The following is a 12281-nucleotide window of genomic DNA, read 5'->3' as shown; positions in this document are numbered from 1 at the left end:
CACCGGCATGGCACGCCGCGGCTGGCGGGGCTTGCCCGCTGCTGGCAGCCTCTGCGTCGTGGGCACCCTTCTGACGCAGCTTCCGGCACTCCTCGGCGTCCTGGTCGGCACCCTGGGCACGATCCTCGCCACCTCGCTGGCCGACCGGGCAAGGTGGCGGCGCAGCCAGAGCATCCGGTGGGACGAGCGGCGGCTCGACGCGTACGTCGAGTACGCGCATGCCATCAAGGAGAGTCACGCGGTGGCGCTGCGGATGACGGCCGATCACCGGCCGGGATCGCACAGCCACCCCATCGACCGGGAGGACGGGCTGGCCCGGTTGGCCGAGGCGGACGCCAGGCGCACCATCGTCTGGGAGAACCTGCTGCTGCTCGGCGACGAGCCGACGGTCGCCGCCGCCGCTGTTTGGCGGGACGCGGTCTGGCAGGTCGAACGGCTCGCTCGCGGGATCGTCGACCCGCCGCCGGACATCGCCGTCATGCTCAACCGGGTCAACGAAGCCCGTGACGCCTACTACCGGATGGCCCGGCGCAGCCTTGGCGTCCGGGGTGGGTCGGTGGAACAGTCGTCCGCCTTGCAGCAGCGCTTCTCGACCGATCAACCGTGACATCCGACGTGACAGCAGGCTGACGTCCTCCGCTCGCCCCTGATCGTCGCCGACCAGCGAATGTGGAGTGGTGCTGGTCCGGATGATCCTGCTCGATCCTCGATGTAGTGGTATCGGGTCGCTGCGAAGGCCACTCGTTCCAGGATCGAGCACGATCTTGCTCCAGCGCCTGTGGCGTCTCGACGCAAGCGCACGTGACCGTTCAGATGGTGGCGTTCAGATCAACTTTCACGCACCCTGTTCGATGTGAAGGCCTTCGTAGGTGTGACCGACGAGAGGTGGTACCGCTTCCTCGCGGAGCGTCCCGAGCTGAATGAGGTCAACTTCTGGCGGCCCTCTGGCGGTGCCTTCCGCGCGCTCACCCCAGGCGAGCCCTTCCTCTTCAAGGCGCACTTTCCACTGAACCGGGTGGTTGGTGGAGGCTTCTTCAGCGGCTTCACCCAGCTTCGAATATCGGAGGCCTGGGAGCTCTTCGGCGAGGCCAATGGTGCTGCGAGCATCGATGAGATGCGTTACAGCGTCGGGCGTTACCGCAAGCAGGCGATTGGTTCCGGAGAGGATCCGACCATCGGCTGCATATTCGTTCGTGACGTCACCTTCTTTCACGATGCGTCGACCGTCGACCCACCGCCAGCATTCGCGTCGAACGTCGTGCAGGGCAAGACTTACAACCTGGCTGATGCCGAGGTAGCGGGATACTTCGATCTGCTGATGCACCGGTTGATCGGGACGTCGGCCGAGGTGGATCTGAACGGGCCCTGGCATCGTCCTGGTCCCGTCTATGGGGATCCCCGATTGGTGCCCCAGCGGCTCGGGCAGCAGTCATTCAAGGCGGTGGTTCTGGGGGCCTACGGCCGGCGCTGCGCCATCACCGGCAACAAAGTTCAGCCTGTGTTACAGGCCGCGCACATCCGTCCGCTTCCGATGGGTGGCGAGCATCGGCTTGACAACGGCCTGCTACTCAAGTCGGACGTGCACATCCTTTTCGACCGGGGCTATCTGGGCGTCGATCCGAAACATCGGCTCATGGTCAGTCCTCGGCTTCGGAGCGAGTTCGGCAATGGCGAGCAGTTCTATGCGAAGGCGGGCGAGCAGATCGCCCTTCCGGAGCGGCGCAGCGATCGGCCGCGTGCCGAATTCCTGGAATGGCACCTCGACACTGTGTACAAAGCGGCTTGATCGCAGTGCCCCTGTTCGCAAATCCTGACCATCCTCGCCGTCCGTCACCCCCGCCCATGGTCATTTTCTGGCGAGTGGTCGTCAGGGTGCCGAACTGCCGAACGCGAGTGATCATGGACTGGGATGGGAGGGCGGCGGGGCGGGGCTGGGGCGGCTTTGCTGGGGTGGGATTGGGGGCGGGGCCGGCGGGTCGGTGGGGTGTTGAGAGTGGTGGTGGAGGAGTTCGCTGATCCAGCGGGCTGCCTCCCTCTGTGCGGTGAGCATGTGTTGGCGGGCGTCGGCGACGTCCTCGTCTTCGGCGTCGACGTGTTCGCCGAGGATCGCGGCCCAGCGCCGGCTCAGCTCCTGGGCGTAGGTGGCTTTTCGCAGCTGCTCGTCGAACTGGTACTCCAGCTTCATCAGCCGGTCGACGTGCGGCTGGAACGTCGGCATGATCCGCTCGTCGAGCCGTATGGTGGCATCGGGTTGGCAGGTGATGACGATGTCGCCCCGCTGATAGTCCCACGTGGGGTCGTCGGCGAGCGCCCGCTGCAAGGCCAACTCCAGGTCCGCTGCCCGGTGCGGAGGTAGGTCTCGGGCGGCGTCTGCGGCGAGCCGGGTCAGCCGCTGGACCGCGTTCGGCTGGAAGTACTGCACGTACCAGCTCAACACCTCGGACCGGAGGCTCGACGGCGACGACCAGGCGAACGTGGCGCGGATGTAGAACGAGTACACGTAGCCACGGGCAGGGACCACGATCAGTCGGGGCACGTCGCGCTGTTCGACGAGCGGACCGGACGGAGACGGGTCGGCGCCCAGCCCCACGGGCGCCTCATCCTGGAGCGCCGCGACCAGTCGATCCCAGGTCCGTGCCCACCAACGCCAACTGCGGACACTCACGTCCCGGGTGATGGTCAGCCCGCGGATGCCCCGATGCCTCCACCGATCCGCCGGCCTCGGCCGCCCATCGGGGGTGTCTGTCATGGCACCCCTCCATGGTCACGGATCCGCGTTTCACGCTAACAACCCGTGACCGATATGCCGGCCGCCACGCCGTTGAGAGCGCACGCCGACGCGCGAGCGGAGGACTGGATCGTCCGAGGTTCACCGAACATTGTGGAGTAGTTGGCGCGGAGAGGGCTGTTGCGAGCAGGGGGCAACGGTGAGACTGGTTCCGATCCGACAGTGATGCGGATCGATGGATCGGATGGTCTGGAGGCAGCCTGTGTCCACCCTCGTGTCCCCGTTGGCCACGCTCGGCGCGATCCGCCGGCGTACCACCGCCCTCGCCCTGCTCCTCGCCCTGGTCGCCGCCGCGCTGGTCGGCCCGTCCGTGGTGGCCCCCCAACTGACCGACTCCGCGTCGGCGGCGGTCTACAACTCCTGCACCATCAGCCGCTGCGCGGACGCCCGTACCGCCCGCTCGGGCTGGTCCGCCAAGGGCTTCCCGACCAGCCGCGGCTGGTATTCCTGGAGCGGCGGCAAATCCAACTTCGCCGGCGGCCGGTTCTACAACTACGAGGGTCAACTGCCCACCAACGGCACCTACCACGAGTACGACGTGTACCCGCGCACCCAGGGCGCCGCCCGGGACGCGTACCGGATCGTGGTGAACCGCAGCACCGGGGTCACCTGGTTCTCGCCCAACCACTACACCGACTTCTACCGGCTCTGACCGACCCGGGGCCGGCCGGTCGACCCGGCCGGCCCCGCAGCACCGTCGCCCGGCCACACCAGGAGGCACGTGATGTTCGATCAGGACCGTGGTCGGTTGCCCGATTGGCTGACCGTGTGCCGGGACGGCGCCCCGCAGGTGCCTGGCGCGTCGGTGCTGGCCGGCGCGGCGACTCGGACCCGGCCCGCGCTCTTCGCCGCGTTGGCCGACGCGCTGGCCCTGCCGACCTACCTGGGGAGCACCTGGGACGCCCTCGCCGACGTGCTTCGGGACCGGTTGGACGCCGGCCCGCTCACACTGCTGATCAACGACGCCAACCAGCTGCTCGCCGACGAGCCGGCCGGTCAGTACGCCCTGCTGCTCGCAGTGCTCGGCAACCTCGCCACCACCGCCCCGCACCCCCTACGCGTCGTCCTGCACGAAGCCTCGCCCGCCTGACAGTTACCCGGACCCGCGAATGGTCGCCGCGTAGCGGGATTTCCCCGCCCAGCCCCGAACGACCGGAAGGCGTGCCCGGCGCCGCCGGTGTCCGGCGCCAGCGGTGACGGCGGCGGTGTTCGGCGCGGTGACGGCGGTGTCCGGCGCCAAGGTGACGGCGGCGGTGTTCGACGCCTGCGGTGACGGCGGTGTTCGGCTCGACCGGAGACGCCCCTGGAACCCTGCAGGCCGTTCGTCACCCGGGTGTCGACGGTGTCTCACGGAGGGTGACGGCACCTGGGGGCACATGTCCCGACGAGCGTGATGACTCTGAGGTATCAAAATGACTCTGAGGTATCGCGCTCTTTAGCGACATTGCCGCCGGCCCGCGCCGCCCCGCTAGCCCATGCGGTGCTAGCCGATGCGGTGCCGGTCCACGCTGCGCTGGCCCATGCCGTGCCTGTCCGCGCCGTGCCGTGCCGTGCCGGGCCGCGCCGTGCCGTGGTCGGTCCGTGCCGCGTCGCTCCGTGCCGCGCCGTCCCGTGCCTGTCCGCGCCGTGCCTGTCCGCGCCGTGCCGTGCCGCGCCGCGCGTCTTATGACGGAGCCCGGGTGGCGGAAGCCGGGGGCCGCTGACGGGTGGCCACGCCTGAGGGCAGGAGGCCGGGGGTCGGCGGCTGAAGGCGTCGGATCGCTGTGCGGGTGCTCAGTTCCCGACAGTCGGGGCCGTGTCCGGTCGCGGTGACGGTTGCGGTGACGGTCGGGTGACGGGCCCTTCGCGATCCTCGTGCCGAGCTGGGCAGGGTGCACCGGCGCGAGTAGCGGGGAGGTCGGTGCGGTGGACTTCGTCGACGGAGTGCTGGTGCGGTTGGCCGATCCGGGCACCCGCGCCGCCGTCTTCGACGACGCGTCGCTGGCCCACCTGGTGGAGGCTGCGTACGACACCGAGGCGATGCCGGTCGCGCCCCCGTACTCCGCGGTGTTCGACGAGCTGACCCTCGGCTTCGCCGCCGCTCCGGTCACCCTGGCCGAGGGGGAGTGGCTCGGCTCGGGCGGCACCAGCCGCACCGAACTGCACGTACGGCTGCATGGTCTCGGGGGCTCGGCGCTGCGCATCGACGCGCTCTGGCGGGGCAGCCTGGTGGTGCGCACCAGCGCGGCCCGGGACCGGGTCGAGGACCTCGACGTGGCGGTGCCCGCCTTCGACGTCGACCCGCAGATCATCGCGGACCTGGGTGCGCTGCCGACCGACCCGGCGCAGTTGGAGACCGAGCGCCGTACCCGGCTGGTGACCCGGCTGCGGGCCGGGCTGCACCAGCCTGCCGCGTTCACCGACGCGCACCTGGACCGGCTGCTCGCCGGCGTGGGGGCCGCCAATGCCGGTGACCTGGTGGCGCGGATGCGCGGGCAGGCCGCTGGGGCCACCGTGCAACTGCGCTACGCCGCCCCGTCGGCCGCCCCACCCACTCCGCGTCCGCTGCCGTTCGCCGCCGCCGTGCTGATCCGCGACCAGGGCTTCTCCCTGGCCGACCTGCTCGTCGAGACCCGCCTGGTGCGGGCTCGCGCCGAGGAGTTGGGGCTGGACGTACCCGCACCGGACGACGTTCGGCGGCGGCATCGGGTCGTCGCCGTCTGGGTGGTGCCCATCGAGACGTTCGACGACGACGGCTGGCCCGGTGGCGACACCGGCACCGACGTGCAACGACGGGCCGCCCGGTTCGCCCGGGCCGGCCAGTGGCTCGCCCGCAGTGGCATCGGACTGGCCGCCCTGACGACCTGAGACTCCCGCCCATCGACCGCAGCAGCAACTCCGTCCGGGAGGACCCGTGGCACCGACAGCAGCATTCCCGTTCATCGAGGTCCGGATCGTGCCGCCACCGGCGCCCCTGGCCCAGCGCTCGCCCGGCGTCATCGCCGTGGTCGGCAAGGCCCCGACCACCGCCGACGGTGGCTCGGCCCCGGCGAACACCCCGGTCCGGATCGAGACCCTCGACGACGCGGTCACCAACTTCGCCCGCCGGCAGACCGGCAGCGTGGTCCGCAACGCCCTCTACAACTCGCTGGAGCTGGCCTTTCTGCAGGACCCGCGCCCGGCCAAGGTGTACGGGGTCAAGGTCGCCGGCGACGACTACGCCGCCGCGCTCAGCGGTCTGGAGGCCGCCGACGACGTGACCATGGTGTCGCTGGCCAACGAGTCGACCGTCGGCAACCCCGCCGGGGCGGGCGCGCCGACGGGGCTGCACGCGCTCAAGGCGCACGTGGAGACGATGTCGGCGGCCGGCCAGCGGCGGCTCGGTTTCGCCATGGTCAACCCGGCCACCGAGAAGGGCCCCACCTACGTCGCCGACATCACCACCGCGGCGAACCCGCTCAAGAGCAGCACCAGCCGGATGGTGATGATCGCTGCCCGGGGTGCGGACGGCGACGCCGCCACCGCCGCGATGGCGGCCGTGGCCGGGCTGCCGGTACACCACAGCATCGTGCTGAAGAAGATCCGTGGGGTGGCCATGCCGGTGGCCAAGCAGTACAGCCCGGCCGAGATCAAGGGCCTGTCCGAGGCCAACCTCACGCCGATCATCGACCCGACACTGATCACCGGGGAGAGCCTGCACTTCGCCGACGGGCGGCTGTTCACCTCGGACGCGAGCCTGCTGCACGTCGACCTGGTGCGCACGCTCGACCAGATCGAGTTCATGCTCCGCGCCGGCCTGATCGGCCTGGTCGGCGACGCGCGGATCACCAAGCCGGGGATGACCCTGCTGAAGACCCAGGTGGACGGCATCCTCGGCCCGCTCAAGCGGCAGGCGGTGATCGACGACTACCGGATCGAGATCCCGGTGCTGGACATCCTCACCATCCCGGAGGTCGCCCGCACCGCCACCGACACCTCGATCGTCACCGCCGCCCGGGCCGACCGCACCGTCGACCTGGTCGTCACCGTCACGTACGGCCCGGCCGTGAGCCGCCTGCTGGTCACGCTCGTGGCCAAGTTCTGACCCGGAGGAACCAGACCATGGAGTGGAAGACCCGCCTCGCGGTGCAGTACACCAAGGGCACCGAGACGGTGCTGATCAGCCCGATCGACTCGTTCAGCCCGTCGTTCTCGCTCAACGTCGAGCCGCTGCACTCGTGCGAGGTGACCCACATGGGGGCGATCCACGCGCCGGTGTCAATGAACTTCACGATGACCGTCAAGGCCATCGGGGACGTTGCCGGCCGGCTCACCAAGCTGGCGCTCGACGGTGAGCTGTTCGACATCGCGTTGCTGGAGCACACCGGCGACGACTGGGCGTTCTCCTCGTTCGTGCTGCAGGACTGCCTGATCACCAGCGCGACGCCGACCACCGCCACCATCTCCGGCGCCCCGGCGGCGACCTTCAGCGGGTTCAGCCTGGCCGCCACGGTCGACCCGAAGGTCGGCGACCCGTCCGTGCTGCCCTAACCCGCCAACGACAGCCCGCCGACGACGAACCGGAGGTAGCAGATGGCGACCGGAGCTGGCCGTGCCGCCCGGGTCACCCGTACCGGGCTGGCCCTGGTGCACGCGGGTGAGCTGGTGCTGCCGGCGGCCGGCAGCGAGGCGGAGGCCGAGCAGGTTGCCGAGGACGATCGCGCCGTCATCGCGTACCACTTCCCGGTGGAGATCGAGGTCGTCGCCGGCGGCGGCGCGGTCGACGCCGACGCGCTCGCCGACCTCGCGCTGGCCCGGCTCGCCGAGCACCTGGACGGGCGGTTCTGACGGTGGCCATCTCGGTGCACGTGCCGGTGCGGATCCGGCTGGACGCCCGGTCGGTGACCGAGCGGCCGGAGGAGGTGACCGCGGCGCTCGCCACGGCCCTGGCCCGCGCACTGGAACGCTCCCGGCGCGAGGTGGTCGCGCCGCGTGGCGGCTACCTGGAGGTACGCCCCGGCGCGCCGGAGTTCCGCTGGACCGGCGTGGCCGGTGAGCGGGTGTCCCCGGACGACCGGCGGGCCTTCGAGTCCCGGCTGCGCCGGCGCATCGACGAGGTGGTGACCGCCGCGCGGCTCGACCCGGGGTTGCCGGTCGGCGTGGCCGCGCCGCTGAGCCGGCCGCCGACCGAGCTGTTCGATCCGCAGCGGATGCGCCACCTGCTGGCCGTCTACCGGGTGCCGTCCTACGACGATGGTGGCGATGCCGCCGAGGTGCCGGTGGACGGCGACGCGGCGCCGCCGGTGCGCTACGACTGGCACCTGCGCCCGGTCACCTACCTCGTCGGCCACTTCGCCGAGCTGGCCAGGGAGGCGGTCCGGCAGCACGGTGGCCTGCCCTCCGGGGCCGCACAGGGCGTCATCGCCCGGGTCACCGACCCGGAAGGGCGGCAGGTGTGGCTGGTCATGGTGACCACCACCCCGCTGTCGTACTTCACCTTCGACCGGTTCGGTGAGACGGTATTCCGGGCCACCCCGCAGCCGCACTTCGAGATCGAGGCGCGGACGCCCAGCCCGCAACCAGGCACGGTCGACCGCCGACCGGTCGCCGACCGGGCCGCGCTGGTGGCCATGGTGGACGAGGAGATCGGCGCCGACATCCGGTCCCGGCTGCAGACCGCGCAGCCGCGCGGCGAGACCACCACCGTCGAGGAGTACCGGACGCAGGTCGAGCGGGCCGTCGAGGTGGAGGTGAACCGGCGGGTCGACGGGATCCTCGGCTCGCTGGGCGGCGCGACACCGACCTGCCTGATCGTCGTCCAGGTGGGCGGCACGTCCCTGCTGCTGGTCGGCACCGAGGCCACCGACACGACGCTGCACTGGACCGGGCGGGCCAACCTGCTGCCGATCAGCGTCGAGCAGCACCCGACAACGCCGGTCGACCCGAACGCGCCGCCCGGCGGCGGCGTCGGCGGCGGTACCGGCCCGGGCGGCGGCACCGGCTCCGGCGCTGGCGGCGGCACGGGCGCCGGCGGTGGCACGGGCACCGGGGGTGGCGACGGCACAGGGACCGGCACGGGCGCCGGTGGCGGCACCGGCGACGGAGCCGGCGGTACGCCTCGAGGTGGGTTCGTCTTCGACCCGAGCGCCCCGAGCGCGCCGCCCGGCGCCGGTGCGAGCCGGTTCCCGCTGGTCACCGGCGGACGTGCGGAGATCCCGGCGTGCGGATCGCTCAACGGCGAACCCGAACTTGACGCGCTCGGCGCGGACGCCGACGAGCTGCGCCGGCTGATGGACGACATCGCGTTCCGGCTGCAGATGAACCAACCCTGCCGCTATCCGGCGACCTTCTGCCTGCAGGCCGCCGCGGTGCTGCGCGCGCGGGCCGCCGCGATCGGCGTCATGGTCGGCGCGGCGGAACGGGAGGGGTTCAGCCGCCCGGTTCCGGAGGGCACCGGCCGGCTCGGGCCGCTGGACTTCCGGCCGGTCGCCTCGCCCGCCATCCAGTTCCTGCGCCACCTCGCCGGGGTGGTTCCCCGGCTGGACCACCTGGCCCAGCGGATCATGGCCGTCTATCGGAAGCCGGAGCACTGGGCCCGGATCCGCAGCGGCCTGCAGGAGCACCCGGCCGCCTGGAACCTGCACTTCCTGCACGAGTTCACACCGGCGGTGAAGGACGCTGTCGGGACGATCTTCGTGATCGGCAACAAGGCCATGCTGGTGCAGTTGCTGCTCACCTCCCGACAGGGCATCCAGGCCCGGATCACCAACTTCGCCCGGTACGCGCCGATCTTCGAGCGGCTGATCGTCTCCCAACTCACCGACTACGTCGAGTTGCAGGGCCTCCGCGACCGGCTGCGTCGACACGAGACGGCCCGGACGCTCCTGACCTATACGAGCACCGGTGGAGAGGCGCTCGCCACCGCCAGCCTGGTCAACCCCTCCACCGCCTGGTACGGCGCGGCGCACTCGCTCTCCGGCGCGTTCCTCGCCGCCGAGGCCGCCCTCACCAGCCCCGGCGCGGCCGGCGAGATCGTCGAGCGGGACGGGGTGGCCCGGATCCGAGACTCGCACGGAGTGCTCTGGACCGTCGCCGACATCGAGCAGGCGCTGGTCATCCAGCGCGGCGAGGCCGAGGGCATCGACCCGCTGGTCAAGCAGATCGCCGATCTGCCCGACGTGCTTGCCCGCTTCGCCGGTGACCGGTCGGCGATCCGCGACGAGCTGTGGCGGGTACTGCAGGACATGCGGCGCAACAACGCCGAGATGCTCGGCCGTGCCCGCGAGGACGCCGGTTTCGCGTTCCGCTCCAGCCGGATCAGTGAACACATCCCGTCCGCCACCATCCCCGGTGGCCGGTACGCCCTGCAGGGCATCCACCTCGTCACCCACCAGCAGCTCGGCGAGTTCTTCGGCGGCAACGGGTTCTACGCGCTCGGCGTCGACGACCTGTTCAGCAGCGAACTGGGCCGGCAGGCGCTGTCGGCGTTCGCGCTGACCGTCGGCATCATCGCCCTGTCGGTGCTCTGCCCACCGCTGGGCTTCGCCATCGGCGTGGCTGTCGCCGTGGGTGACGTGGTCCACGCCCACCGGCGGGAACGGCTCTACGGGGCGCTGATCGACCCGGAGCTGGTGCTCACCCGTGCCGAGGTGGAGGTGGAACTCTTCGCCGCGTACCTCGGGCTGGCGCTGTCACTGATCCCGGAGATCGGCACCATCGGCGGCGCGGCCATGCGCGGCGGCCGGGTTGCCCTGCGGTACGGGCTGCGCGCCGGGCTACGGTCCGGCGGCCGGTACGTGGCGCGCCGGGTCGCCCGGCAGGTCATCGAGGCGGCCTCCCGGGACCTGCTGCAGGCGTTCATCACCGAGATCCTCCTCAACGAGGTGTTGGAACGCGTCGTGCAGAAGCTGATGGAGCCGGTGCTGGCGTACGTGGAGCGGGAGGCGATGCTGCGCAGCGCGGTCGGCGGCCCGGAGGGCGCCCGGTTCCTCCTCATGGTGCTCGACTCCCAACCCGGTGGCGCCGCCGCCGGGCCACGCGTCCCGGCGGTGCGGCCGTGACCCCGCCCCGCCGGTTCCGCGCCGGCCGCTTCCTGGACGCCGCCGCGGTGCACGCCGCCGCCGACGCCAACCCACGGCTGCGCCGCTTCATGCGGACCGTGGCCGGGCACGGCGACGCCGGCGAGGTACGCGCCCGGCGGCTGCTGGAGCACATCATCCGACGCGTCGTCGACGACGTGGGTGACCTGCATCTGGGCAACGCGGTGGCCCGGCTGGAGCGGATCGCCGTGCTGCGGGAGCGGATCGCTGGCATCCTCGACCACGTGCTCGAGGGCGGGACTCTGCCCGAAGGGGTGCGGGTGGAAGCGCTCGGCGAATCCTTCGACCAGCTCCGTACCGAGATGCGCGAGCTGAGCCGACCCCGCGACGGCATCGTCGGCGACGCGCCGCTGCGGCTGGCCGAGGACGCGGCCGCGTACGCCGACTCGATGCTGCGGGAGTTCGAGGCCGGCGGCGGCGCAGCCGGCCTGCACTCCGAGCCGGCCGCGGCGGTCAATGACGCGTTCCGGGCCATGCCCGCCGACCGGCAGGCCGCCGTGCGCCGCGCCGCCGCACTGGAGCCGCAGGCATTGTGGCGGGCGGTGGCCAGCGAGACCGAGGGTGGCAAGCGCGCCGCCGTCGCCGACCTGGAGACCCGGCTCGGCGGCCGGCTCACCCCCGACGAGCTGGGCCGGCTACGCACCGCCGTGGACGACCTCGGTCGGGCGCGCAACCGTGGCTTGCAGGTCAGCCAGGCCCGGCTCGCGGAGGCCCTGGCCCGGATCGCCGACCCGGAGTTGCGGGCCGTGGTGGCCGGCGGCGACGTCTGGCTCACCCAGCAGCTCGCCCTGCACAACCCGGAGGCTCTGGCCACCCTGTGGCGGCGTTTCCGCGACCGGGGTGGACGCGCCGACGACGGCCCCGGCTTCCGCGCCTACCTGCGACACGACATGGTCACCTACGGCCGGGGCGTGCTCGGCGAGTACACCGCCGCGTTCTCGCTGAGCAGCATCGAGCTGTTCCTCAAGGGGCCGGACGCCAACGTCAAGGTCGCCGGTACCGACCTCGTCGGCATCGGCCACGACGGCTGGGTGTGGCTGGTCGACGACAAGTCACACCGGGCCACCAGCGTCGGCGGGGTCAGCGCGCTCACCGACAACCTGGTCGCCAACCTGCGCCGCGACGCTGCCGACTTCCGCGACGCCATCACCCGGCTGCAACGCGACGACCCGGGCTTCACCCCCGACCCGCGGATCCTCGACGCGATATCCCGGATGGAGGACGCCGCCGCCGAGATCGAGCGGATCAACCGACGCGGCTCGGCGGCCACCCGGCCGGCGCGGATCAGCCGGGCACTGGAGGAGCGCCGGCTGCGGCTGCGGGTGACCAGCGCCGCCGGCGAGGTCCGCGAGATCACCCAGGCGCTGCGCGACCTGGGCCTGGCCGTCGAACCCACCGGCGCACCGGTGCCACTGCCACCCACCGGAGGTCGTTGA

At 71.7% G+C, this 12281-nt stretch carries 11 protein-coding genes; 10 read left to right on the top strand and 1 reads right to left on the bottom strand.

The features are described 5' to 3' along the window. Positions 1-58 precede the first annotated feature (58 nt). Together ACFY29_RS00985 and ACFY29_RS00980 are read left to right on the top strand one after the other, a co-directional pair. Positions 59-607 carry a hypothetical protein gene (locus ACFY29_RS00985; RefSeq protein WP_386982248.1) on the top strand — a complete coding sequence of 183 codons (549 nt, stop codon included), beginning with the start codon at positions 59-61 and terminating at the stop codon, positions 605-607. A gap of 246 nt (positions 608-853) precedes the next feature. Then, entirely contained in the window at positions 854-1786 is a 933-nt protein-coding gene (locus tag ACFY29_RS00980) for an HNH endonuclease (RefSeq protein ID WP_355607173.1), read from the top strand. 111 nt (positions 1787-1897) lie between these two features. Here ACFY29_RS00980 and ACFY29_RS00975 read toward each other — a convergent pair whose 3' ends face one another. Continuing rightward, on the bottom strand, positions 1898-2665 hold the full coding sequence (locus ACFY29_RS00975; protein WP_386982245.1) for a hypothetical protein: 768 nt from the start codon (positions 2663-2665) through the stop codon (positions 1898-1900). A gap of 325 nt (positions 2666-2990) precedes the next feature. Between ACFY29_RS00975 and ACFY29_RS00970 the strand changes: the two genes are divergently transcribed. The 8 genes from ACFY29_RS00970 to ACFY29_RS00935 all read left to right on the top strand — a co-directional run bounded on the left by ACFY29_RS00970 (position 2991) and on the right by ACFY29_RS00935 (position 12281). After that, positions 2991-3440, top strand: coding sequence for a ribonuclease domain-containing protein (locus ACFY29_RS00970; RefSeq protein ID WP_386982241.1), 450 nt, complete (start codon positions 2991-2993; stop codon positions 3438-3440). 72 nt (positions 3441-3512) lie between these two features. Beyond that, the gene (locus tag ACFY29_RS00965) at positions 3513-3878 is read left to right on the top strand and encodes a barstar family protein (RefSeq protein ID WP_386982238.1); all 366 of its coding nucleotides are present in this window, start codon (positions 3513-3515) and stop codon (positions 3876-3878) included. Positions 3879-4693: 815 nt separating this feature from the next. Further along, positions 4694-5635 carry a hypothetical protein gene (locus ACFY29_RS00960; protein WP_386982235.1) on the top strand — a complete coding sequence of 314 codons (942 nt, stop codon included), beginning with the start codon at positions 4694-4696 and terminating at the stop codon, positions 5633-5635. 46 nt (positions 5636-5681) lie between these two features. Next, positions 5682-6851, top strand: coding sequence for a hypothetical protein (locus ACFY29_RS00955; protein WP_386982232.1), 1170 nt, complete (start codon positions 5682-5684; stop codon positions 6849-6851). A gap of 17 nt (positions 6852-6868) precedes the next feature. Next, positions 6869-7297 carry a hypothetical protein gene (locus tag ACFY29_RS00950; protein WP_355607187.1) on the top strand — a complete coding sequence of 143 codons (429 nt, stop codon included), beginning with the start codon at positions 6869-6871 and terminating at the stop codon, positions 7295-7297. Between the two features lie 42 nt (positions 7298-7339). Then, entirely contained in the window at positions 7340-7594 is a 255-nt protein-coding gene (locus ACFY29_RS00945) for a hypothetical protein (RefSeq protein WP_355607190.1), read from the top strand. A 2-nt stretch (positions 7595-7596) separates the two neighbouring features. After that, the gene (locus ACFY29_RS00940; protein WP_386982229.1) at positions 7597-10806 is read left to right on the top strand and encodes a hypothetical protein; all 3210 of its coding nucleotides are present in this window, start codon (positions 7597-7599) and stop codon (positions 10804-10806) included. After that, on the top strand, positions 10803-12281 hold the full coding sequence (locus tag ACFY29_RS00935) for a hypothetical protein (RefSeq protein WP_386982226.1): 1479 nt from the start codon (positions 10803-10805) through the stop codon (positions 12279-12281). The genes ACFY29_RS00940 and ACFY29_RS00935 overlap by 4 nt, the downstream gene beginning before the upstream one ends.

It is taken from the genome of Micromonospora sp. NPDC000668 (genome assembly GCF_042897975.1).
Lineage (GTDB): Bacteria > Actinomycetota > Actinomycetes > Mycobacteriales > Micromonosporaceae > Micromonospora.
Note: the sequence above shows the minus strand (reverse complement) of the source record. Positions and strands in the feature narration are given on the sequence as shown.

Bases quoted from the DNA above. Each gene is read 5' to 3' on its own strand.
- ACFY29_RS00965 (WP_386982238.1), top strand. From the start codon at position 3,513: ATGTTCGATCAGGACCGTGGTCGGTTGCCCGATTGGCTGACCGTGTGC.
- ACFY29_RS00950 (WP_355607187.1), top strand. From the start codon at position 6,869: ATGGAGTGGAAGACCCGCCTCGCGGTGCAGTACACCAAGGGCACCGAG.
- ACFY29_RS00945 (WP_355607190.1), top strand. From the start codon at position 7,340: ATGGCGACCGGAGCTGGCCGTGCCGCCCGGGTCACCCGTACCGGGCTG.